This window comes from Flavobacterium tistrianum (genome assembly GCF_003254545.1).
Classification (GTDB): Bacteria; Bacteroidota; Bacteroidia; order Flavobacteriales; family Flavobacteriaceae; genus Flavobacterium; species Flavobacterium tistrianum.
Genome location: NZ_QJRH01000064.1, coordinates 67,413 through 92,963, shown reverse-complemented (window position 1 = coordinate 92,963; position 25,551 = coordinate 67,413). Strand labels below are relative to the sequence as shown.

Sequence of the window (25,551 nt, the reverse complement as noted above, 5' to 3'; positions counted from 1 at the left end):
TCTTATAAATGAATTAAGTGCCATTTTAGTTTTCAGGCGCGGTTTTAGTCTCAAGTTTCAGTCGCAGCCCCAGTAAACACAGTATCCGAAAACCCTGACTGTAAATGGAAACTGAAAAACTGAGACTGCGACTGAAAGCTGAGAAACGAGACTGAAAACTAAAAAAGCAAAGCCAATCTTTTAAATATGCTGTTATAAATTTTTATAGTCTGGCAAAGTTGGTCTTGTACGTAATCCTTCAGCAATAATTGCTAATACTCTTTCTCTTTCTGCTCCTTGCAATGGCAATCTCGGCGCACGAACATATTCTGAACCAATTCCTGTTGCAACCTCTGCTAGTTTAATATTCTGAACTAAAAATGCATTAATATCCAATTCTAATAAAGGCAAGAACCATCTGTAGATCTTCAAAGCTTCATCAAATCTTCCTGCTTTTGCTAATTTGTAAATTGCCACTGTTTCTTCAGGGAAAGCGCAAACTAATCCAGAAACCCATCCATCAGAGCCCATAAATAAACTTTCTAATGCTAATGTGTCAACTCCAGATAATATTTTTAAACGATCTCCAAAACGGTTGATCATTCTAGTAACGTTAGAGATATCTCTAGTAGATTCTTTTACTGCTTGAATGTTATCATATTTTAATAATTCTTCAAACATGTCTAGCGTAACTTCAATTTTATAGTCAACTGGATTGTTGTATACCATAATAGGAAGAGAAGTGTTTTTTGCCACTTCACTATAGAAAGTTACTGTTTCAAAATCAGATGCTTTATAACGCATTGGAGGAAGCATCATTAATCCTTTTGCTCCATCTTGTTCAGCTTTATTGGCAGCTAAAATTGCATTTTTTGTAGACTGCTCTGCAATATTCATAATTACAGGCACTTTATTTTCTGTTAGCGAAACTGTATGTTTTACTAATTCTCTTTTTTCTTCTTCTAAAAGTGTGCTGGCTTCACCTAAAGTGCCTCCTAAAATAATTCCTGAAACTCCAGCATTTAATTGTGCCTTCATATTAACTTCAAACATATTGAAGTCTAATTTGTCATCTGCAGTAAATTTTGTAGTTACCGCTGGCATAACGCCATTCCATTGAATACTCATATTTTTAATTTTTTATTAAGGCCAAAATTATCTAGAAACAATAGAGCGCACCCTTTAAAAATTACCACAAAATGATACTATATTACCCTCTATAGTGGTAAATTTTAAAAAACTGAACATTATAGCATCATTTTTTTATTCAAATGCAATATATTTGATTATAACTAACTAACCACTATATGAAAGTTTTCCCATTTAAAATTCCAAAATCTGGAGAAGATCCCCTTATATATCAAGAAGATATCGAAGTATCATTCTATGATAAACTGCATCAGCATGAAGAAATACAAATTAGTTTTATAGAAAAAGGAGAAGGAGCCGTTTTTGCTGGAGACACTATTTCGCAATATCGTGAGGGTGATATACTGGTAATTGGAAGCAATCTACCGCATGTTTTTAGAAGCGATGTTCAGGAAAATGTAATTTCTGTAATGCGCACTTTATTCTTTACTTTCAACTCGTTCGGAAAAGACTTTTTCGAATTGCCTACTTTTAGAAACATTCATCCAATTCTAGAAAGCAGTAAAAACGGATTCATAATTCATAACGCGCCAAAAAAAGTAGTCAAATATTTTAAGAAACTAAAAAAAGCCGACAGTTATACGCGTTTTATATTATTTCTGGATATTTTAAAATGGCTTTCTACATCAGAAACTACTCCGCTTTCTAATTATTTATATCAAAAGAAAATAACGGATAACGAAGGAAAAAGAATGCAGATTGTGTTTGAATATGTCATGACCAATTTCCATAAAAATATTACGCTTGATGAAATTGCTTCGATTGCTAGTATGACAAAAAATGCTTTCTGCCGGTATTTTAAAGTTCGGACCAACAAGTCTTTTTTTCAATTTTTAATTGAAGTGCGAATTGAGAGAGCGGCAAAGTTATTATCTAATAATGAAGAACTCTCTGTTTTGGAAATTGCCGAATTATGCGGCTTTAATAATATTTCCAATTTTAATCGAAAGTTTAAGGAATTAAAACAGCTTTCGCCTTTGCAATATAGAAAACTGAATTTGTAATTCATGAGCACAAATGTTTTAAGCTCCCGATAGCTATCGGGATTAAAACATAAAAAAATCTCCAAAATCTGCTAAATCTGCTAGAGAAAAATGCTCACAAAGACGCAAAGTCGCCATTTTTTTTAGCCACAGATTATTAAGATTAAAAGGATTTTAAAATCTGTGAAAGAAGAAAACATTCGTAGAGACGCACTAGCATTGCGTATAATTTATTGTGGATATGCGGTGCGTCTCTACAGATATACATTGGGTTAAAAACAAATCAGCTGTTTGATCTCATTATTTTAAACGCGATCAAACAGCTGATTTATTTCAGAAAAAATGTTTTCTAATTCTTCTATAATGCTGTTATTTCCAGCACAACACTCGATTCTACTTTCGAAGAAGAAACTCTTAAACCTACATTCATTAAATAATCTCCTGTAAAAGATTCGCCAGATTCTTCAAGCGTTTTCTTTGCTTCAGGCATTAAATTGATTTCTTCAACTTTATACTTTTTATTGGCGTCCAAACCTTGAAAACGAACCAAATTATATTGCGGATCATAAAGCGGATGAAGTGTATAAGAAAATAAAACAGCTTTATTTTTTGATTCGTCAACATACATTAATACAGCTCGGCTGTCTTCGTAAGGAGAAACAATTCTGTATATATCGCCATGCCAGATTACAGAACTTAATCTTTTATAGTTAGCTACTGCATCCTGAGTATATTTTAATTCTTTTTCTTTCAGTTCTTTTATATTAATATCAAAACCTAATTTACCCATCATGGCAACGTCTGTTTTGAATTTAATAGACTGATTTCCCCATGATGTTACGTGATTGCAAATCGAAAAAGCTGGAAAAAACTGCGAGAATCCCCACTGAATAAATACTCTATTGTAAGGATCTGTATTGTCACTTGCCCAAAATTCTGTGAAATATTTTAAGAAAGCATAATCTGTTCTTCCTCCGCCGCCAGCGCAAAGCATCATTGGCAAATGCGGATATTTTGTTTTAATTCTTTCTAAAACTTTATATAAACCTCTGGTATATTCAATAAACAAATGCGATTGCTGATTTTTTAAATAAGTAGAATATGCGTTGGTCATCATACGATTACAGTCCCATTTAAAAAAGGCTACGCCTCCATTTGTCTGCATAATATCATCAACTGTTTTAAAGACAAAATCCTGCACTTTAGGATTCGATAAATCCAAAACCAGTTGCGTGCGATAGTAGCTTTCTGCTCTATTTGGCAATTTTAAAACCCAATCTGGATGTTTTTCATACAATTCACTTTTCGGATTTACCATTTCTGGCTCAATCCAGATTCCGAATTTAACTCCTGTTTTTTCTGCTTGCTGCATTAGAAAACCTAAACCATTTGGCAGTTTTGTTTTCGTTGCTTCCCAATCTCCTAAACCAGATTTGTCTCCGCTTCTCGGATATTTATTTCCAAACCATCCGTCGTCTAATAAAAACATATCAACACCCAATGTTTTAGAGTCTTCAAACATATCGGTCAATTTCTTTTCGTCGAAATTAAAAAAAGTAGTTTCCCAATTATTCAATAAAGTTAAACGAGGTTTATCACCATCTTTTACGCCATAGTTTTTTGCCCAAGAATGCAAATTTCTGCTCGCTTGTCCTTTTCCTTTGTTCGAAAAAGTATAAATAAAAGATGGCGTTGTAAATACTTCTCCTGGCTGAAGACTATACTCTGAAGCAAACGGATTAATTCCAGAACTGATTCTCAGTGATTTTTTATTGTCAAGTTCAAAAGTAAACTTAAAATTTCCCGACCAGGCAATAGTTCCTGCTACAAGCTCTCCAGTGTTCTCTTTTGCTTTGTCATTCAATGCCAAAAAGAAGACTGGCGTCTGGTACATATTGGTTCTTACACCTAATTTAGAATCGATTACTTTGGCACCGCTTGTCAATTCGCTTTCTTGCATTCTAACTTCTTTTGCCCAATCGCCATGAAATTGAGTCAGCCAATATTTATCCGCATCAAAATGCAGCATAGACGAAGCATAGTTGTACAACGTTATTGGTTTCTTTTCGCCATGCACAATCTCTGTCCATTGTTCAATTACATTTTCTTTGTAAAAAGATTTATAATGAAGTGTAACTTCTACTGGATAAACTGGATCCTTCATTTTTATGGCAGTTTCAGTTGTGTTACCATCTATTTTTGTTGTTTGATGGCTTACGTACACTAGCTCCAAAGCAGGATTTCCATCATTATGAGTCATTCTGATAGCCGATTCAAACAAATTATCTGTCCCGTAAGTTGGATAAGCCTGATGTCTTAAATTAAGCAATGGATTTCCGTCGTTTATAACAAATGTTCTTTCTGTTTCTTTAGAAAGCGTATTGTAAGCCGCAGCTTCGAGTTTTGTCCCTAAATACGATTGATAAAGCAATCCGTTTTTTGCCACTTTTAAGATTAGTGCCGTATTCTGGGTTTCAATCGCAATGGGATCATTTTGTGCATTAGCCTTCCAAAAGAAAGAAGTCAGAACTAATAGGAATAGTACTTTTTTCATAAAATTTTAATTAACAATAGTGAATGTTCTTTTATTGAAGATTCTAAAAGAAGTCAAAACAAATCATTTTCAGATCGTATTGTAGTTCTTTTTTTGAAACTTCTTGCCTCACATTTATTAATAAAATCACGAGAAAAAATTCATTTAATTACACCAATAGTGGAACGTAACTGGTGTAATTCATAAGAAAAATGGCTTTGAGCTCTAATTAAGACCATTTTTTATTATGAAGAAATGAAGTCCAAAAATAGCAAAAAATAATTAAATCCAATTTTTTGCCTTATTATTTTCTTTTTTTCACGACGAAGAGATTCCTTTCAAAAATAGACTTTTGACAAAAATTTTATCATTTTTTATTGATTCTGATATTTTATTACCTAAAAATCTTCCTGAATAATAAAATTCGAATAAACATAAACAAGTTTACTCTTACATATTAGCTCAAAAATACTGACTGGTATGGTTAATGAAAGAAAAGCATTCAAAAAATCAAAAATTATTCAGCAAAAAAAATTCTGATACTATATTATCCACTTTTAAAAATCAAAATGCATGGTTTTGAAATTTGAACTTCTAATATATTTCAAAAAAAAGGGCTTTTGGAATAAAATTTAAATGTAAGAGGCTTCAAAAAACAAGAAAAACCCTATATAATATCTCAAATCTTCCAAATTTGAGTTTTATGCATATATTATCCAGTTTATTTTAGATATTCTTTTAAATGAAACTCATTTTTTAAACATATCATAAAAAACTGGTAGGTACTGGTATGTGTTGGTTTAGAAACATTTATACATTTGGATTTCACATTTATCTCTTTTTTCATAAACAATGTGCAGGAGCTCAAGGCATTTTGTTTCTCCAAATGAAAAAGAAAAAACGGACCACGAGAGAATAAATTACTAACTAACAAAAACCATTAAGAAACATGACCAAACAAAAACCAACAAAAGATTGGCTTTCTTCTGAGACATGGAAGATCACCAAACTAACATCGGGAGCATTACTGGCACTTACTTTACAAACTTCTTTTGCCGCTGAGTCAAAAGAAGCAAGATTCTCTACTAAAGTGAGTAATGATCTAACTTTAACAAAAGCTGAAAACGCATCATTATTTGTAGAAAAACTGGTAAAAGGAAAAGTAACTGGCTCACAAGGAGAACCGCTTCCTGGTGTAAATATTCTTGTAAAAGGAACAAAAATTACAGCTACAACTGACTTTGACGGTAATTTTACTATCGAAGTTCCAGATTCTAACAGCATTCTTGTGTTTTCTTACACTGGATTTTTAACCAAAGAAGTTCCTGCAGATCAAGCAACAAGCATTCAGCTTGAAGAGCAGAATCAAACTCTAAACGAAGTTGTTGTCGTTGGGTACGGAACGCAGAAAAAAGCTTCTACAACGGGAGCAATTGCATCGATTAAAGGAGGCGTTCTGACTCAAAATGCATCTGCAAACGTTTCTAACGGAATCGCTGGACGTATGTCTGGAGTAATTGCTAATAACCGTTCGGGAAGGCCTGGTGATGACAGTTCAAGTCTTTTAATTAGAGGATTCAACTCTTTTGGAGGAGGAACAAGTCCGCTTGTAGTTGTGGATGGTATTCCAGACCGTGACCTGAACAGGATTAATCCTGACGATATTGAATCTGTAACGGTTTTGAAAGATGCTTCGGCTGCTATTTACGGAGTTCGTTCTGCAAATGGAGTTATTCTGGTAACGACTAAAAGAGGAAAAGTAGGTGCACCAACTATCAAAGTTGACGGATCTTACGGTGTTCAGCAGTTAACTAGAATGAGCGAAAGAGTTAATTCGTGGGAATACATGACGTATTACAACGAACTTAATGCTCATAAAGGAACAACACTTCCGTATACTCAGGCTGAAATTGACAAATACAAAGCAGGAACCGATCCAAATTATACCAGCACAGACTGGATGAAGCAGGTTTACAGAAAAGATGCTCCACAGGCCAACCTTTCGCTTTCTGTAAATGGTGGTAATGAGCAAGTAAAATATTTCTTTTCTGGACAATATTTAAATCAGGAAAGTAACCTTAGATACAGTGACGAGAGATACAGACAGTTCAATTTGAGATCAAATATTGATGTTAATATCACTTCGAACTTTAAAGTAAACTTAGATATTGCTACTCGTAAAGAAGACAGAAACTACCCAGCAGTAAGTATTGGAAGTATCATGCACGAAACGGTTAGTATGTATCCTTTTATTCCTGCATATTGGAAAAACGGATCTCCATCATCGGGTATCACAAATGGTAGAAATCCAATTTTAATGTCTTCTCCATCGGCAGGTTACGATCATGTGATAAACTTAATTGTAAATCCTAAAATCGGTTTTGAGTTAAAATTACCAAGAATAACTGAAGGATTATCTCTTAGCGGATATGCAGCATTTGATTATAATGTGCGTAGTGAAAAGAAATTCACAAAACCTTGGGATGCTTATTCTTATGACAAAACAAACGATAGTTATAACAACGTAAAAAACAGCACTAGCATAACAAGCGTAATGCAAGAAGAGCGAATTGCGAATCAAAATACGTATTTCGCAAAACTTGCCTACGATCGTAAATTCGACAAACACTCTGTAAATGCTTTTGTTGGATACGAGCAAACTACAATGGACAAAACTCAAACGTATGCTTATAGAAGAGATTTATTGAGTGATCAATTGGATCAGATTTTTACTGGAAGTACTAAAGGACAAAATGCTACGGGTGGCGCATATCAAGACGGACGCGAGAGTTTCCTTGGAAGAGCAGCTTACAATTATGATGATAAATATTTTGCAGAAGTTACTGCTCGTTATAACGGATCATTCAATTTCCCTTCTTCAACTCGTTGGGGTATGTTCCCTTCGATAAGCGCAGGTTGGAAAATATCTGAAGAGCCTTTCTTCAAAAACAATATTAAAGGATTTGATTTATTAAAAATAAGAGCTTCTTGGGGAAGAATGGGTAACGACGATTTGAGAGAAACTATTAACGGAGTTGACTACCTTAACCAATATCTTTTCTTAACAAGATATCAACTAACAACAGATCAGCAGCTTTACAGCTACTTTGGATCAGATTATACGTTAAACAACAGTATCTATCTTTCTTCTACTCCTAACCCAAATATCACTTGGGAAATACAAGATTCTAAAAACATCGGTTTTGATTTTGGATTCTTCGGAAATAAATTAACGGCAACTTTTGACTATTTCAGCAATAAAAGATCTGACATCTTAGCGGCAAGAAATGCTTCTGTGCCATTGTACACAGGATTATCTCTTCCAAAAGAAAATATCGGAAAAACGGTAAACAGAGGTACTGATTGGTCTATTAATTATGCTGATCGTATCAATAGCTTTAAATATAGTGTTGGCTTTAATTTCACTTATGCACAAAGTGAAGTATTGTTTCGCGATGAAGCAGCAAACATTCCTGCTTGGCAAAAATCAACTGGAAGAGCTATCGATTCTTGGTTAGTTTACCAAACAAACGGAATTTACCGTACTCAAGCAGAAGTTGACAATTCACCACATTTTGAAGGAGCAAAACCGGGTGATCTTTGGGTAAAAGATACTGATGGTGACGGAAGCATCACTTCTAATGATAAAGTGAGAATTCCTGAATCTGCAACGCCAAAAATTGCTTACGGTATTCCGATTAGAGCTGAATACAAAGGTTTTTCTGTAGACATGCTTTGGACAGGTCAGGCAAAAGCTAGACAAATGATTCTTCCGCAAGCTCAGGGAGCGATCGTAGCGCCACCAAGATGGTTGTACGAAGATAGATATACAGCAGAAAATCCAAATTCTAAATACCCTGTTGCATTCAATGATTCTGATCCTAGAAATAATATCGACGCAGACTTTTGGTTAAAAGATGCTTCATTCTTCAGATTAAAATCTTTAGAGGTTTCTTACACATTACCTGAAAAAATGCTGTCTAGATTCCGAATACTAAATACGAGGTTTTATGCTGGAGGAACCAATTTGTTCTCTATTGACCACATGAAACAATACAATTTAGATCCTGAAACAAACAACAGAACAGGTGTAATTTATCCACAAACCCGTATTTACAGAATCGGTGTAAGCATTGAATTATAACAAGGTAAAAGATCAAGACATGAAAAATTATAAAATCAATAAACTAATAAACATAAAAAAGAAAGCTGTTATTGCGGCTGCTCTTTTTATCAGCCTTTCGGCGGTGACATCCTGTAGTGAAGATCCTTTAGATAAAGCTCCTTTGGATTCTTATACAGATGAAAATGTATGGAATGACTTAAAACTTACAGAAGCTTTCGCTAATAATCTTTACACAGTATTGCCAAGCACTCAGCACAACTGGAACGATAGAACAAACAGAAGCTGGATATTATCTACTGCCTGTGACGAAGCCTTCAATAATTTTAACGATTATGATGTGTGGAATCTAAATTCAGGAGCGCTTACTCCAGACAACGCAGGAGATTTCAATACTTGGAAACCTACTTATGCTACAATTCAAAATTGCAATATCTTTTTGTCCCGAATTGATAACGTTCCTGGAGATGAAGCTTGGAGAAACAGATTAAAAGGTGAAGTCCTTTTCTTAAGAGCGTATGCATACTTTAAATTAATTAGTGATTATGGAGGAGTTCCTCTTGTTACTAAACCTTTTGAACTAAACAGTAATTTTAAAGTGGATCGTAGTTCGTATGATCAATGTGTTGATTTCGTTGTTGGAGAATTAGACAAAGCTGCAGAATTGCTTCCTTTAACAGCTAAAGATTTAGGAAGAGTAACAAAAGGTGCTGCACTTGCCATAAAATCTAGAGCCTTACTGTATGCCGCAAGTCCGCAATGGAATCCTTCTAACGATTTGGCAAAATGGAAAAAAGCATCAGACGCTGCAAAAGCAGTTATGGACTTAAATATGTATTCTCTTTACGACAAAAAGTATGAAGATCTTTTTACTACAAACAATTCAGAAATTATATTTTCCCGTTTGTCTAGTAAAGATCCGCAATGGAGTGCTTTTAATGGTGTAGAAATGTTTAATTCGCCAAGCGGTTTCCACGGATGGGCAAATTTTGCTCCAAGCCAAAGCCATATTGATGCATACGGAACAGCTGACGGAAAAGACATTACAGATCCAACGTCTGGTTACGATCCTCAGAAACCTTATGTAAACAGAGATCCTCGTTTTTATAAAAATATTGTTTATGATGGACGCGCTTACGGAAAACCTGAATTCTTTCAAGATCGTTATGATGCAGGAAGTTCAAATAAAGCCGAATTCTACGAAGGAGGTTTAGATTCTCCTCAAGGTTGGGATACTTGGAACGCTAGTAAAACGCGCTATACTTTCCGCAAATATTGCGATACAACATACAATTACAATAATGAAACGCAAACTAATAAAGCTTGGATTATTTCTCGTTTAGGAGAAATCTACCTGAACTATGCTGAATCAGAATTTAAATTAGGACATGAAGGAACTGCCATTCAATATCTTAATTTATTGAGACAACGCGCAGGAATTACAAATCCTTTGACAGGTTTAACTGGAACAGCTTTAGAAAACAAAATCCGTAACGAAAGACAAGTTGAATTATGTCTTGAAGGTTTCCGTTACTACGATGTGCGTCGTTGGAAAATAGCAGAAGAAACTGAAAATAAACCTTTAATGGGAGTAATTATTACCAAAAACAATGATGGTTCTAAAACTTACACCTATTCTAAAGTTCAGGAAAGGATTTTCAAACCACAACATTATCTGCTTCCTATTCCTAGGGATGAGATTAATAGAACAGGTTTACCCCAGAACCCAGGTTATAATTAACTATAACCGATTAAGCAAACCCATCTAGGGGGATGGGTTTGCTTTTAATTGTATTCAGACCAAAATCCAAATCGAAAATAGCTTTATGAAAAATCATTTTTTAGTTTTACTGGCCAATTGCTGTTTCTTTTTGAATGCCTTTAGTCAAGAAACCGTTACTTTTAAATCTTCTGATGCTACACTTCAACTGGCTTTTGAGCGTGCCAAAAGTATGGCATTGAGCTATAAAGGAGATTCTAATGATCCTGTTGGGCCATGGTATGAAGCGGCTCTGCCTTCGCGATCTGCATTTTGCATGCGCGATGTGTCGCATCAGAGCATTGGCGCAGAAATCCTTGGACTAAGTAAGGAAAATAAAAATATGCTTTCGTTATTTGCTAAAAACATTTCAGAAAGTAAAGACTGGTGCTCGTATTGGGAAATCAACAAATACGGAAAACCAGCTCCTGAGGATTACAGAAACGACAAAGAATTTTGGTACAACCTGAACAGTAATTTTGATGTCATATTTGCTTGCTGGAGATTATATTTATGGACCGGCGATGAAGGTTATATAAAAAATCCTGAGTTTGAGAATTTCTTCGAAAAATCATCAACAGCCTATATAGAACGTTGGTCTTTGGAAGTTGATTCGTTATTAACTAGACCCGAATTTGTAAACTCTCCTTCTCCATTCAACATCAAAGACGATTTTCATAAATGTCGCGGACTGGCTTCTTATTCTGAAGGCATTCCGGGTTTAAAAATGGGAGTTGATCTGGTTGCAGCAATTTACAGAGGATTATTTACCTACTCTTCTATTTTAAAAGAAAAAGGACAATTTGAAAAAGCAGCATTCTTCGAAAAAAAAGCAATACAATACCAAAAACAGATCGAACATATCTGGTGGGATCAAAACGCTTCTGCTTATAATGTAATTTATACCGCTGACGGAAAATTCAGTAAAGATACGGGCGAACTATTTTTATTATGGTTTGATGCTTTGACAAATACAGACAGAACCGAAAAAACAATTAAGAACATTCTTTCATCAAAAAGCAATGTAGAAAACGCCTCTTATCTTCCTTTTTTATTATATAAATATGGTTACGAAGATAAAGCATACGAATACATTTTACACTTAACAGCCCCTGAAACCAAAAGAAGAGAATATCCAGAAGTTTCATATGGCGTAATCGAAGGCATCATACACGGTTACATGGGAATAGAGCCAGATGCATCAAAAAAAACAATAACAACAGTAAATCGAGGAAAAAAAGATAGCATTTCTGAGGTCGACAATTTACCAGTGTTACAGACAACATTAGCTGTCCAACACAAAAACCAAACAACAACACTACACAACAAAGGCGAAAAATTTATAGAATGGAAAGCTATGTTTACTGGAAATTACAATTCTATTTTTATAAATGATAAAAAAGCTGCCGTAATTCATGAAAAGGACAACAAGGGAAATCCCTACACTGCTATTACAATTCGTGTGAATCCTGGACAGAAAATTACGGCGGCCACTCGCTAAAACAACTCGTTCAATGTACTACTAATACAATGGACACAATTAAAAAATTAAAACACTATGAAGATATCTTCTAGAAAAAAACTTAAACCTCTTTTATTTGTCCTTATTGCTTTATGCTTTATGGCAAATACAGCATTTTCGCAGGAAGACCAACGTTGGCAAATTAATGCCGACGGCTCGATTTCTTGGCAAATAAACAATACGATTCCGCATGACGATCACATAGAAATGAGCGGTAAAAGAATCTCGTGTGTTCTAAGATATGGCATCGCGGCTGATGGTTCATTTCATGCTACACGCAGTTTAGTCTGGCCAATGCTTAGAACCATTCCGAATAATACGCATGCGAGTTTAACGCGTCAGTTTGCTCAGGATGCTTTTGATCTTGTGACAGTAAATTATAAGCCAATTCCAGCAGAAAAAACAGTTTCATTGACATTAAACGGAACATTATTCGTTAAAAGCAAGACAGACAAACTTGAACTTACGAGACAGTTTTTTCCTTCTACAGCTTTATCCGTTTATAATGAAATCTATACTATTAAAAACAGTTCTGATAAAAACTGCATCGTAGAGATTCCAAAATCGAACGCGGTTTATGCTACAGATCCAGCAAAAGGAACTGAAGGCAGTTATAGTATTCATGCAGATCTTATTAATAACGGAAGTTTTAATCTGAAGCCAAATGAAACGGTTAGTTTTTCTGTTATTTATTCAGGCGTTAAAGCAAACGAAACAGTTCCTGCAGTAAATGCTGAAGAAGAAAAAACGAAACGCCTAGAATTTATCAGTGAAATCTGGAGCAAATTGATTCTGGAAACACCAGATCAGGTTTTGAATACCGAATTTGCTTTCGCGAAAATCAGAGCGGCAGAAAGTATTTTTGAAACTAAAGGTGGACCAATGCACGGTCCAGGCGGAGAATCGTATTACGCTGCTATTTGGGCAAATGATCAGGCGGAATATATTGGACCATTTTTTCCGTATCTAGGTTACGAATATGGAAATAAAGCTTCATTAAATGCCTATCTTCAGTTTGCAAAATTCATGAACAAAGAATACAAACCTATTCCGAGTTCTATTGTTGCCGAAGGAACAGATATTTGGGCAGGTGCAGGAGACCGCGGAGATGGTGCTATGATTGCTTATGGAGCTGCACGTTACGCGCTTTCGAGAGGAAATACAGATGAAGCAAAACAATTATGGCCATTAATTGAATGGTGTTTAGAATATTGCCACCGAAAAATAAATGCTGATGGCGTAGTGGCTTCTGATTCTGATGAACTAGAAGGACGTCTTCCTGCCGGAAAAGCCAATCTTAATACTTCTTCTTTGTATTATGATGCTTTAAATTCTGCTGTTTATCTAGGTAAGGTTTTAGGAAAAAACGAAGCACAACTGAAAGCCTATAAAGCCGAAGCTGAAAAATTGAGAACAGCTATAGAAAAGTATTTTGGAGCTAAAGTTGACGGTTTTGAAACCTACAAATACTATAAAGAAAATGATATCTTAAGAGCTTGGATCTGTACGCCACTTACAATGGGCATTTATGATAGAAAAGACGGAACTATAGATGCATTATTTTCTTCTAGATTATGGACTAAAGATGGTTTGGCAAGCGTTGCTGGAGATAAAATATTCTGGGATCGTTCTACTTTGTATGCTTTAAGAGGAGTTCTTGCTGCTGGCGAAACAGACAAGGCGCTAGATTTCTTGCATTATTATTCTAACCGACGTTTACTGGGAGATCACGTGCCATACCCTGTAGAAGCTTATCCAGAAGGCGATCAGCGTCATCTTTCGGCTGAAAGCGGTTTGTATTGCAGAATTTTTACAGAAGGATTATTTGGTATTCGTCCGACAGGTTTACACGGTTTCGATTTTACGCCAAGACTTCCTAAATCTTGGTCAACTATGAAACTGAAGCAAATTCATGCTTTTGAGCGCGATTTTGATATTACAGTTGAGAGAGCCGGCAAAAATCTAAAGTTAAAAATAAATGATGGAAAAAAGCTAGCTATCAGTAAAGTTATTAAAGATGGCAGCACAATAAATATTAAGTTATAATTTTTTTTTTGAATTATTGTTTTTGAAACAAACCTCCAAGATATTTTGGAGGTTTGTTTTTTTATTTCAAAGCCTTAAACAATATTTCTACCGGATGCAATGCTTTTCTTCCTGTTCCATCAGCAATTTGATGTCTACAACTCGTTCCTGATGCAGAAATTAAAGTAACCGTTTCTTCTTTTCTAATTGTTGGAAATAATACCAATTCTCCAATTTTCATTGAAATATCATAATGCTCTTTTTCATAACCAAAAGATCCTGCCATTCCGCAGCAACCGCTTGGAATATTTAACACAGTGTAATTCTTTGGAAGAGAAAGTATTTTTTTAAGCGGAACCAAAGAAGATAAACTTTTCTGAAAACAATGTCCATGCATACGAACTCTTTCTGTTTGCTCTGTAAAGCTATCCGATGTAATTCGTCCTGCATCCAATTCTTGAGCTAGAAATTCTTCAATCAAAAAAGTTTTAGTTGCTGCTTTCTTTGCTTTTTCTTTTAAATCTCCACGGCACAAATCAGGATATTCGTCACGAAATGAAAGTATTGCTGAAGGTTCAATTCCGATCAAAATACCATCATTTGGAATTGCTTTTTCGAAATCTTTGATATTCTGTTCTGCAATTTCTCGGGCTTCTTTCAGCATTCCTTTTGAGAGATAGGTTCTTCCGCTAATTCCAATTTTAGGAACTAAAACTTTATAACCTAATCTATTTAAAAGTTTGACAGCTGTCTGCCCTATTTCGACATCATAATAGTTCAGAAACTCATCATTATACAAATACACATTACCGTTTCTAAAATTGCCATTTTGGTTATAGTTTTTTATCCATTTTGCAAAAGTAATTTTATGCATTAAAGGCAACTGTCTTTCTACCGCAAAACCCGTACTTTTTTTAATCCAATTTCCGAGAATTCCTTTAGTTGACAAATTATAGAGCCACGGAACTGAAGCAAACAATTGGTTCACCTTTGGCGTATTTCCGATCAATTTAGATCTAAACTTTACACCATTTTTATCATGATATTGCTGTAATGTTTCTGCTTTCAGTTTTGCCATATCCACATTCGAAGGACATTCCGACTTACAGCCTTTACAGCTTAAACATAAATCCAAGACTTCCAACAGATTCTCATCATCAAATCGATTTGTTTTTGTAGAATTTGTAATGGTTTCTCTTAACATATTGGCACGCGCTCGAGTTGTATGCTTTTCGTCTCGCGTCGCCATATAACTTGGACACATGGTACCACCGCTTTTCTCTGTTTTTCTGCAATCGCCAGATCCGTTGCACATTTCTGCCGCGCGAAGGATTCCGTTGTGTTCCGAAAAATCAAAATACGTTTCAGGCATCGGCGTATCTTGTCCTGCCGTGTAACGCAAACTCGTATCCATAGGAGGCGTGTTCACAATTTTCCTAGGATTAAAAACACCCCAAGGATCCCAAACCTTTTTCACCTGGACAAATAACTGATATATTTCATCTCCCAACATTAGCGGAATAAACTCTCCTCTAAGCCTTCCATCTCCATGTTCTCCACTCAACGAACCTTTGTACTTTTTTACCAAATGCGCAATATCAGTCGCAATGGTTCTGAAAAGTGCCGTCCCTTCATGAGTTTTTAAATCTATAATAGGGCGTAAATGCAATTCACCTGTGGCAGCATGCGCGTAATGCACACAGTTTAGATTTCTCTCTTTTAGAATGGCATTAAAATCTTCTATAAAATCAGGCAAATCATTAACATCAACAGCTGTATCTTCAATTACAGCAACTGCTTTAGCATCTCCCGGAATATTCGATAAAAGGCCTAATCCTGCTTTTCTTAATGCCCATACTTTATTGGTATCTTCGCCGTAAACAATTGGGAAATGATACCCCAGATTTTTAGAACGCATCAAAGCTTCCATTTCTCTCGCAATACGGTCTATTTCTTCTTGAGAATCTCTCAAAAATTCGACTGCTAAAATAGCTTGAGGATCGCCTTTTACAAAAAAACGATTCTTGCTTTGTTCTATATTTTCTTTAGTGCATTCCAGAATATAATGGTCAATTAATTCTACACTATCTGGCTTAAAATGCAATGCTTCAATATTAGCTTTTAAAGATTCGTGAATGCTTTCAAAATGCACGCAAACCAAAGCAGAATAAGGTTTTAAAGCATCAACCAGATTTAGTTTTATTGCTGTAGAAAAAAACAGTGTTCCTTCAGAGCCTGCAATCAGTTTACAGAAGTTAAACTTTTCATCAGCATCAGTAAACGGACTGCTATCCGCTAATAAATCTAAAGCATAACCAGTATTTCTTCTTGGAATAGATTTCTTAGGGAAATTGGCTTCAAATAAGCTTCGATTAGCCTCAGATGATAATATTTCTTTAGCTTGAACATAAATGGCCTGTTCCAGTGGACTCACTACATTAATTCCGTTGCATTTATCTTCAAATTCGGCATTGGTCAACGAACCAAAAACAACTTCATTTCCATCTGCCAAAAAACCTTTTATTTCGAGTACATGCTCTCGAGTTGATCCATAAACCACAGATCTTGCCCCACAAGCATTATTTCCCACCATTCCACCAATCATACAGCGATTGCTGGTGGAAGTTTCAGGTCCAAAAAAAAGTTTATATGGTTTTAAATGAAGATTCAATTCATCACGAATAACTCCTGGTTCTACCCAAGCTGACTTTTCTTGCTGATTTACCGAAATAATTTTGGTAAATTCTTGCGAAATATCAACCACAATTCCGTTTCCAACGACCTGTCCAGCCAGTGAAGTTCCAGCTGCACGAGGAATGACACTGCTATTGTTTTCTTTTGCAAAAGCAATAATTTTCTGGATATCTTCTTTAGTTTTCGGAATAGCTACAGCCAGAGGCATTTCTTTGTAAGCGCTTGCATCTGTTGCATAAAGCAGACGCATGGTATGATCGTAAAATAATTTTCCTTTTAATTGCTTTTCTAAGTTGGCAAGTTTATTATCATTCATTTTTTTACTTTATTGTATACAAATCCACTTCTATCAAAAATGATAAAAGAGAAAAGCTGGCTAATTTCGGTTTGCTTAAATCGTTGTGTAGAACTAATGAAATCTTCCGCCTTTTTGCAGCGGAAGCCTTTTTATTTTAAAGAAAGCTTTTATAATTCGCTTAATGCAATGTCTAATAACTCAACCATTTCATCAGCATTTTGTTTATTAAACGGCATTGGCGGTTTTATTTTTAGAACATTATGCAAAGGTCCGTCTGTGCTCAATAAATACCCTTTTGCTTTCAGTTTTTCAACTACAATATCTATTTCAGGAATGGCTGGTTCCATAGTTATTCTATCTTTTACCATTTCTGCTCCAATAAATAATCCGTGTCCTCGAACATCACTGATAATAGGATATTTAGCCATTAAACCTTTTAGTCCGTCCATCAAATAATTACCCGTTTCCAAAGCATGCTGCTGCATTTCTTCCTGTTGAATAACCTCTAAAACGGCTAAACCTGTAGCCATAGAAACAGGATTACCGCCAAAAGTATTGAAGTATTCCAAGCCATTATTAAAAGCTTCTGCAATCTCCTCGGTTACAATTACAGCTGCAAGCGGATGTCCGTTTCCAATTGGTTTTCCTAAGACAACAATATCAGGAACAACATTTTGCAATTCGAATCCCCAGAAATGATCGCCAATTCTTCCAAAACCAACCTGAACTTCATCTGCAATGCAAACTCCTCCTGCTGCCCGAACGTAGTCGTAAACTGTTTTTAAATAATTTTCCGGCAATGGAATCTGACCTCCAACTCCCAATAAAGTTTCACAGATAAAAACTGCTGGCGCTTTATCTTCTTTTTTTAAGTTTTCGATAATTCGCTGTACATCTTCAGCATATTTTTCTCCTGCTTCTGCATCTCCATATTTATAAGGACCACGATACAAATCTGGATTAATCGCTTTATGAATCCACGGCATTTGGCCAGAACCTCCCTTGCTGTCAAATTTATACGGACTCATTTCCATTGCTACGGTCGAAGTTCCGTGATACGCATGATCGAGTACGATAATATCTTTTTGTTTGGTAAAATGACGGCTCATACGAATAGCTAAATCATTTGCCTCACTTCCAGAATTTACAAAATAACAAACGCTTAATTTTTCTGGTAAAGTTGATGTCAGTTTTTGTGCATAATCGGTTATGGCATCATTTAAATATCTGGTATTCGTATTTAAAGTCGCTATTTGATGCAGCATTTTTCTAACTACAACGGGATGACAATGCCCTACGTGCGATGGATTATTTACACAATCAACAAAAGTTCTTCCTTTGTCATCATACAAATATTGCAAAGCTCCTTTTACGATTTTAAGTTTGTCTTTGTAGCCAATGCTTAAATTTCGTCCTATTTTCTTTTTTCTAACTTCCAGAAGTTCAGAATAATCGTCATTGTTGATTAATCCGTCAAAACCGCATGCTTTTCTAAACGCGTCCTGCGCTTTAATTGGGTTTATTTTTATCCATTTATAAAGCAAATCCCAAGCTGGTTTTTCGGTCACAAAATGATGTTCGTTGTCACTATCCAATGATGCATTATAAGCCGATTGTGTTACACTAATGCAAAGTCTTCCTGCAATGAGATAATACAATAGATCTAATTCCTGTTCTGTAAGTGCATACGAATTATGGTAGCCTTCAACAATTTTTGCTGCTACAGCCAGAGGATCTTCTTCATCAAGCATCGCATACACACAAGCAATCGCTAGATTGTTGATTAAAGCCGTATACACCATGTCGCCAAAATCAATCAAACCACTAATGCGATTATCTTTTACTAAAACATTATAATCGTTGGCGTCATTATGAATATAGGCATGTCTCAGTTTGTGCAATTGTGGCACTACTTCTGTATCAAACTGCAATAAAAAATAGCCAGCAATACGTCTTCTTTCGTGATTTAGAATATACTTTAAATTATCTCCTGCTTCACTGGCACGGCTAATATCCCAAGTATAATTGCGATGCATTGCTGGATGAGAAAAATCAGCCAAAGCGTTATCCATTTTTCCTAGGAAAGAACCTAAATTGTACTGCAGTTCGCTGTTTTTATTCTTTTGGTCTACCCAAAAAGTACCTTCCAAAAAGTTTAAAATTCTAATATGATAGGTTTGAGAATCTGTCTTAACTTCTGTCAATCCTTCTTCTTTTTTATTTAGAAAGAAATGCTGAAAACAATCTGAAATAGCACTATTGCCAAGATGCCTTAAGATAGAAGCCTGCGCCTTCAAAAATGGAAACGAGTGGCTCTCATTTGATACTTTAAGAATGTACTTTTCATTTTTATCATCGGATAAAAGAAAATTCAATTCATCATATCCATTTAATGCTTTTACGGTTACGTTTAATCCGTAATGTTCTTTTACTAAGTCCTGAATAACTGCTTCTGAAAAAATCATTGCTATTCTTTTAAGTTATTTATTCTTTTTCTTTTAGCCACTAATTACACTAATTTGCACTAATTTTTTTGCTTTCCTGCAAGGTCTTTTTCAGACCTTGTAGGTATTTTAAAGGATTCTACGATATTCTCGCGTCATACTTAAATACCTACAAGGTTTTGAAAATCTTGCAGAAGAGCTATATAATTATTTCCAAATTACAGCCTGTGCTGGTTCTAATGGATTTTTTCCCACTAATATTTTACTTCCAGCAGGAATTGGCAGATTTATAGTTTCATTGGTATAATTTACACCCACATAAAAACCATCTCGCCATTCTAGATAAACCCCTTTTGGCAAATCTTCAATAGCAACTTTTGCACGTTCGTATACGGTTCTTACTACTTGTCTTTCCAGATTTCCATCTTTACTTTCTGCTCCAATATAGGTAACGGTTCCTTTTCCAAGTTTTCTAGTAATCGCAGCTGCTTTACCTTTGTAAAACTGATCGGCATAAGAAGCTAAAACTTCTGTTCCTTGTTTCGGATTTAAAACATCTGCCCAAACGTTCCACTTATAAGTATTGTTTCCAGCAGTTATAGTTCCGTTCACATCTTCAACAAGCATATCAAAAAACTCAATATCTGCACCAATTAAAGGTACAATTGGTCCGCTCCAGTTGGTTTCAAAGAAATGACCGTTTTTATCTTTCTGTCCTGTACGGCATGAAAGAATTAAATTTCCGCCATTTTCAACATATTTCGTCCATTTGTCTACCAGTTTTTGATCAATTAATTGATACGCTGGTGCAACAATAAATGGATAAGCTGAAAAATCGCTTTCTTCGGTAATAAAATCCATTGGCGCACCAGTCGATTTTATTGCTGAAGTATACGTATTTCTATGTCTCCAAGTACTCCAGAATTCGGTCTGTTTTTGGTTTTCTAAATCCCACAGATTTTCGTGGCTCCATAAAAATCCCGTTTTTCTTTTTGCAATTTCCTGCGGAATTAGTGCTTCTGGATTATATTCTTTGCGAAGCAATTTCATGTCTTCAATTGACTGGACAAACTCTTTTCCTCCTGTTGTCAAAGTCACGCCGTCTGTTCCTACAATTCCGTCATGGTACATTTCGCTGCTTCCAAGCGGATGTCTATATCTATATGTACAAGTAAATGAACAGCCTCCACCAAAAGCTTGTGAAATCCACATGTGGACTGTTCCTGGCAATAACTGCGGATTAATGCTTGCCCAGTTTACTTGTCCAGGCTGCATTTCCATTACTCCCGTAACACCATTTATAGATCTGTAATAATCATTGGCTTCTGAAATTTTATTAGGATGCCCCATTCTGAAATTTTGTCCGCCTAAATTATTTCTGCCACTTACTGGGTACATCGTATAGGTTGCAAAATCCATTTTATCTGTTTTTCTTGGATCAGCACCGTAAACTACATTAGTATAATTTGTAGTAATCCATTGTTTTGGATCAATGTATTTTCGAAGTACTTCAGCCTGCAAATTCAAATACTCAGCTTGAGAATCTGCTGTGTATCTTTTGAAATCTAAAATAGCATGCGGACTTAGTTTGTCTTCAAAATAAATCTCTGCATTTGGAATCGCAATCTGTTCAAAATTATTGTATCTGATGCTCCAGAAACTGGCTACCCACTCCGCATTTAATTTTTCGATTGTTCCGTATTTTGCTTTAAGCCATTTCTGAAATCCTTTTTGTGCCGATGGACTAAAATCGTCTGGCGCTCCTGGTTCGTTATCAACCTGCCAGCCAATAACGTTTTTATTATTGCCGTATCTTTTTCCAAGTTCAGTAACAATTTTAGCAACAAATTCTCTGTATTTTTCATTAGAAACAGATTGGTTTGCTCTGTTACCGTGTTCTCTTCTTCGTCCGCTTGCATCTACCAAATAGATTTCAGGATATTTTTCTCCCATCCATGCTGGCGGGGTTGGCGTTGGCGTGCACATGATTACTTTCAAACCTTGTTTTTCGGCAATTGCCAATGCATCGTCCAGCCATTTAAAATCGTATTTTCCTTCTTCTGGTTCCATAAATGTCCACGCAAACTCAGCAAAGTGCGTAAACTCAAAACCTAGTTTTTTAATATTTTTTAAATCGCGTTCCCACTGTTCTCTTGGCCATTGCTCGGGATAATAATATACTCCGATCTGCATTAAATCAGGCCTTGAGAAAAATCGTTGCGGATCTTTATTTTCTGTAGTTGCGCTTTTTTTATTTTGAGCAAAAACAGGTGTTGAATGGCTGCCTGCAATAAACAATCCCGCCAATACTAATTTTGTTACAGATATATTGTGGTTAAACATAGTTAGTTGTTCTTGTATTCGTTATTAAATTGAATAGTTAAATTCAAATTATTCATCTTCTAAAAGCAGCATTAAATAATGTGAAGCCGACCAGCTGAAATTAAAAGCTTCTAATCCTTTTCCCGTTACAGGCTGATAGTTTTCTCTTATGGTAGTCCCTTTGTCTAAAGCACCTTCAGCATTATGCATCAGTTTATGTGCTAGTTCATTTGCTTCTTTTTTGTAACCGTATTTTTCCAATCCGTTAATACCAAAATAACTTTGATCAAGCCAAATAGGTCCTCTCCAATATCCGCCTTCTGGTTTAAACTTTGGGTGATTGGCAGCCAATGTTGGCAAAGGCACAAAAGTGTTTAGACTAGCTGGATCAATCATATTATTTTTTGCTGATTTAGCTTGTTCTGCAGTAGCAACTTCTGCCCAAATAGGACAATAACCTTCGCATCCCATTGCTTTTATCAATGTTTTGCCGTCAATTGTCGTGTCATAAAACCAGCCTGTTGTTTCATCCCAAAATTGCTTCTGAATTTTCAGTTTTAATACTTCGCTTTCATCCTTCCATTTTTTAGCTTCTTCAGTTAATTTTAAAACTGTTGCCATTTTGCTGAGATAATTTTTCTCAGCAAATAAAAATGAATTTAAATCAACACTTTCCTGATCTAACGAATACGCTTTTTCACCATTTTTCAATATTTTGCTATCATCAAAACGAACAGCATTGTCCATTCCGCTTTCCCATTTTGCAGCGATTACAGTTCCATCTGTTGAACCAAATTCACATAAACCATCTTGATCATGATCGCGTTCTTTGTACCACCAGTTATGATATAATGTAAGCTTTGGGTAAAACTCTTTTATGAAATCAGCATCTTTCGTTTTTTCATAAATCTTCCAGATTGCCCAAGCTGCAAGAGGCGCTTTTGTATTTCTATAATTGTTTTCTTCAAGAAGATTATTTCTATAGATACAATCAGGGATAAAACCATTTGGATCCTGATAATCAAACAAAGCACGCATTTGATTTTTGGCCAATTCAGTATCATAATTCGCTACTGCAACAGCATGCTTCCAGCTGTCCCAAGCCCAAAAACCGTGAAACCATTCGTAATTATAACTCGGGAAAAGACCTCCGTGTTTTAATCCTTCTGCTGCAATTCTTGTATTGTTTTGTAAAGTCAATACCAATTTTGCTGCAAAATCTGAATAAATCTGATCTTTGTAAATATTTTTCTTTTTGGCAATAAGGTCTGCCAACAGTTTTTCTTTTTCTTTTTGTGTGTTGTTTAACAGTGTAGTAAATACCGTTTTTTGTATCGTTTCATTTTCTGTTTTCCAAGAATACTGCGGAAAAATGAAGCTTTGTGAAACTACAATTTCTTTAGTTTCATTTGGTTTTAAAACCAATTTTTCTGTCTGTGATTTGAATCCTTGTTTCGTAATTTCAATCTCAGGATTTGATTTTAAAAACTGAATATATCCTACTGCAGTGCTTTTTGCAGAAACAATTTTTAAAGTGTTTTTTTCATTAGACAATTGTAAATCATCTAAAAAAAGAGACGCATTATAAGAAGGGAAAATAGTGATTGATTTTGTGCTTTTGTTTGTAATGTTTGTTTTTTGCAAAGCCGAATGGCCTGATAAAAACACCAATTGCTGTTTTACTTCTAATTTGTCATTTTTAAATTGTTGTTCTAAATGGCTGTTGAAACTGTTTTGCGTAACCATTGAACTTTTCCAGTCGATGATATTTTGCTTGTTCTCGTCTTTTAATTCTAGTGAAACAAATGATGGACTTAACCATACTCCATTTTGTTCTGTCATTAAAAATGGTCCTGAAAATCCTGCCTGAACATTTGAACCCTCTAAAAATCCAAATCCAAACCAAGCACCTTTATCTGAGAATGCTAATGGTTTTCTGTCTGTTGCGTTTGCTGGATTTCCTTTATAATTAATGCTATTTTTAGCAGATTCTAAATTTGGAAAGCTTTTTTGAGACCAACCTGATTGTATTAGAAAGAGGAATGAAAGAATAAAAAATATTTTCTTTTTGCTCATGTCGTGTCAGTTTTGTGTTGTGTTATTATATAGCTAGAGGTCAGCTCATTTCACTGAGAAGACCAATATCTTTAGATAAAAAGAATAGCCAAGAAATATAGGCTATTCTTTTCAAATATTTAAATCATTTTGAGAATTAATTCGTTTGTAATTCTGTCAATGGAATTGGGTAAAAGTTGTTTTTTGCTACATCAAATCCTGTACGTCCAACAGCATCAAGAGCTTCTTTTGTTTTGCCCCAACGGCGTAAATCGTAAAAACGGAAATTTTCAAGAGGGAATTCTAAAATTCTTTCGTGCTCGATTTGCGCTTTTACCTGAGCTACAGTTGTTCCAGTCATTGCTGGCATATCGGCTCTAGCGCGAACTTTGTTGATGTAGGGAATTGCTTCACCTGGACGTCCTAATTCATTTAGAGCTTCAGCCTGCATCAATAATACATTTGAGTAACGCATTAAAGGAATGTTAATTGCTGTAAATTCCTGATCCATTTTTTCTTGCGTGCTTGGAATAAATTTACGGTACACTGGTTTGTCTGTATCTCCAAATTTATCATCGTATGTTGTTCCTAATACTAATGGATTATTAGTATCATTAAAATATGGATCTTTGAAGAAAATCGTGCTGTATAAACGTGAATCGTAGTTTCCGGTAGTCGCAATTTTTCCTTCTTTTTTGAATTCATTTACAAGCATTGCACTTGGAAGAATTTCGTCCCATCCGCCAAGCTCAGCCGCTGCCATCCAGTAGTGAAGTGCATTTCGGTAGAACGCTCCGTTTGCTGTAGTTTCTGAAAACTGAAGTTCAAAAATCGATTCTTTAGTGTTTTTGGTTGTTCCGTCGAACATAGACACGTAATCTTTAACAAGCTCATATCCTTGCACTTTGCTAAATGCAGTAAGCGCTTCATTAAGGAAAGCTTGTTTTTGAGATGCTTCTTCATAAGACCTTGTCAAATAAGCAAATCCTAAATAACTGTTTGCTGCACCGCTTGTTGCGCGTCCTGTTTTATCTGCAGATTGTTTTGCAGGCAAAATAGCTGCTACAGCTTTAAATTCGCTCGTAATAAAATCCCAAGCTTCTGCACGACTTGACAATGGAATATTTAAATCACTTTCTTTAGTAACATATTTATTTCTGATATAAATTTTATCCCAGTTTAGAATCAATTTCATGTGATAATAGGCACGTAAAAAACGAGCTTCTGCTTCAATTTGTTTACGGTCTTCATCGCTTATTTTTGATGCAGGAACCTGTGGCAATTTATCTATAACCTGATTGGCATTACTAATTCCTCTGTAGTTAATCTTCCAATAGCTGGTAAACTGGCTGTTTCCGTTTGTATAGGTAAAAGTCGAAAGTTCTACCCAGTTTTGGTAGTTCAATGCATCGCTTCCTAATTCGTTTATGTCTTCGCGATACGCTTCAACCGGCCATTTTACTTCGGCGAAAGCCCATTCATCAACAGCGCATTCTAATTGCGAATAAGTTGACGCTAAAGCAGATTCCGCATCAGCTTTATTTCTCCAGAAATTATCTGATGTAAGTTCATCTGGAGATTGTTTATCCAAGTAGTCATCACAGCTTGCAAAAGTGAATAAACCTATAGCGGATACTATTAAAAATATCTTTTTCATGATAATGT

At 35.4% G+C, this 25,551-nt stretch carries 12 protein-coding genes; 5 read left to right on the top strand and 7 right to left on the bottom strand.

The window, feature by feature from the left end; all coding sequences use genetic code 11:
- Window positions 1-192: 192 nt before the first annotated feature.
- On the bottom strand, window positions 193-1,107 hold the full coding sequence (locus tag DMB71_RS06495; protein ID WP_111364674.1) for a dihydrodipicolinate synthase family protein: 915 nt from the start codon (window positions 1,105-1,107) through the stop codon (window positions 193-195).
- Window positions 1,108-1,286: 179 nt separating this feature from the next.
- Here DMB71_RS06495 and DMB71_RS06490 point away from each other — a divergent pair, with 179 nt between their 5' ends.
- A complete protein-coding gene (locus DMB71_RS06490; RefSeq protein ID WP_111364673.1) occupies window positions 1,287-2,132 on the top strand; it encodes an AraC family transcriptional regulator in 846 nt (281 codons plus the stop codon).
- A 337-nt stretch (window positions 2,133-2,469) separates the two neighbouring features.
- Here DMB71_RS06490 and DMB71_RS06485 read toward each other — a convergent pair whose 3' ends face one another.
- Entirely contained in the window at window positions 2,470-4,665 is a 2,196-nt protein-coding gene (locus DMB71_RS06485; protein WP_111364671.1) for an alpha-galactosidase, read from the bottom strand.
- 928 nt (window positions 4,666-5,593) lie between these two features.
- Between DMB71_RS06485 and DMB71_RS06480 the strand changes: the two genes are divergently transcribed.
- The 4 genes from DMB71_RS06480 (at window position 5,594) to DMB71_RS06465 (ending at window position 14,094) form a co-directional block, all read left to right on the top strand.
- Window positions 5,594-8,788: a SusC/RagA family TonB-linked outer membrane protein gene (locus tag DMB71_RS06480; RefSeq protein WP_111364670.1), complete on the top strand. Its 3,195-nt coding sequence runs from the start codon at window positions 5,594-5,596 to the stop codon at window positions 8,786-8,788.
- 19 nt (window positions 8,789-8,807) lie between these two features.
- Window positions 8,808-10,508 carry a RagB/SusD family nutrient uptake outer membrane protein gene (locus tag DMB71_RS06475; RefSeq protein WP_162614789.1) on the top strand — a complete coding sequence of 567 codons (1,701 nt, stop codon included), beginning with the start codon at window positions 8,808-8,810 and terminating at the stop codon, window positions 10,506-10,508.
- An 85-nt stretch (window positions 10,509-10,593) separates the two neighbouring features.
- Window positions 10,594-12,027: a hypothetical protein gene (locus DMB71_RS06470; protein ID WP_111364667.1), complete on the top strand. Its 1,434-nt coding sequence runs from the start codon at window positions 10,594-10,596 to the stop codon at window positions 12,025-12,027.
- A 57-nt stretch (window positions 12,028-12,084) separates the two neighbouring features.
- On the top strand, window positions 12,085-14,094 hold the full coding sequence (locus DMB71_RS06465; protein ID WP_204251768.1) for a hypothetical protein: 2,010 nt from the start codon (window positions 12,085-12,087) through the stop codon (window positions 14,092-14,094).
- 61 nt (window positions 14,095-14,155) lie between these two features.
- Here DMB71_RS06465 and DMB71_RS06460 read toward each other — a convergent pair whose 3' ends face one another.
- From DMB71_RS06460 to DMB71_RS06440, 5 genes are all read right to left on the bottom strand, one after another.
- Complete coding sequence (locus DMB71_RS06460) at window positions 14,156-17,083, bottom strand: FAD-binding and (Fe-S)-binding domain-containing protein (protein ID WP_111364664.1); 2,928 nt, start codon at window positions 17,081-17,083, stop codon at window positions 14,156-14,158.
- A 149-nt stretch (window positions 17,084-17,232) separates the two neighbouring features.
- Entirely contained in the window at window positions 17,233-19,530 is a 2,298-nt protein-coding gene (locus DMB71_RS06455; RefSeq protein WP_111364662.1) for an aminotransferase class III-fold pyridoxal phosphate-dependent enzyme, read from the bottom strand.
- Between the two features lie 186 nt (window positions 19,531-19,716).
- The gene (locus DMB71_RS06450; RefSeq protein WP_111364661.1) at window positions 19,717-21,852 is read right to left on the bottom strand and encodes a beta-galactosidase; all 2,136 of its coding nucleotides are present in this window, start codon (window positions 21,850-21,852) and stop codon (window positions 19,717-19,719) included.
- 48 nt (window positions 21,853-21,900) lie between these two features.
- Window positions 21,901-23,907 carry an MGH1-like glycoside hydrolase domain-containing protein gene (locus tag DMB71_RS06445; protein WP_111364659.1) on the bottom strand — a complete coding sequence of 669 codons (2,007 nt, stop codon included), beginning with the start codon at window positions 23,905-23,907 and terminating at the stop codon, window positions 21,901-21,903.
- Window positions 23,908-24,043: 136 nt separating this feature from the next.
- The gene (locus DMB71_RS06440; protein WP_111364658.1) at window positions 24,044-25,543 is read right to left on the bottom strand and encodes a RagB/SusD family nutrient uptake outer membrane protein; all 1,500 of its coding nucleotides are present in this window, start codon (window positions 25,541-25,543) and stop codon (window positions 24,044-24,046) included.
- Window positions 25,544-25,551: the final 8 nt, after the last annotated feature.

Excerpts from the sequence above, each read along its gene's own strand:
- DMB71_RS06450 (WP_111364661.1), bottom strand. The coding sequence starts at position 21,852 with ATGTTTAACCACAATATATCTGTAACAAAATTAGTATTGGCGGGATTG.
- DMB71_RS06495 (WP_111364674.1), bottom strand. The coding sequence starts at position 1,107 with ATGAGTATTCAATGGAATGGCGTTATGCCAGCGGTAACTACAAAATTT.
- DMB71_RS06460 (WP_111364664.1), bottom strand. The coding sequence starts at position 17,083 with ATGAATGATAATAAACTTGCCAACTTAGAAAAGCAATTAAAAGGAAAA.
- DMB71_RS06445 (WP_111364659.1), bottom strand. The coding sequence starts at position 23,907 with ATGAGCAAAAAGAAAATATTTTTTATTCTTTCATTCCTCTTTCTAATA.
- DMB71_RS06465 (WP_204251768.1), top strand. The coding sequence starts at position 12,085 with ATGAAGATATCTTCTAGAAAAAAACTTAAACCTCTTTTATTTGTCCTT.
- DMB71_RS06490 (WP_111364673.1), top strand. The coding sequence starts at position 1,287 with ATGAAAGTTTTCCCATTTAAAATTCCAAAATCTGGAGAAGATCCCCTT.
- DMB71_RS06485 (WP_111364671.1), bottom strand. The coding sequence starts at position 4,665 with ATGAAAAAAGTACTATTCCTATTAGTTCTGACTTCTTTCTTTTGGAAG.
- DMB71_RS06475 (WP_162614789.1), top strand. The coding sequence starts at position 8,808 with ATGAAAAATTATAAAATCAATAAACTAATAAACATAAAAAAGAAAGCT.
- DMB71_RS06470 (WP_111364667.1), top strand. The coding sequence starts at position 10,594 with ATGAAAAATCATTTTTTAGTTTTACTGGCCAATTGCTGTTTCTTTTTG.
- DMB71_RS06440 (WP_111364658.1), bottom strand. The coding sequence starts at position 25,543 with ATGAAAAAGATATTTTTAATAGTATCCGCTATAGGTTTATTCACTTTT.
- DMB71_RS06480 (WP_111364670.1), top strand. The coding sequence starts at position 5,594 with ATGACCAAACAAAAACCAACAAAAGATTGGCTTTCTTCTGAGACATGG.
- DMB71_RS06455 (WP_111364662.1), bottom strand. The coding sequence starts at position 19,530 with ATGATTTTTTCAGAAGCAGTTATTCAGGACTTAGTAAAAGAACATTAC.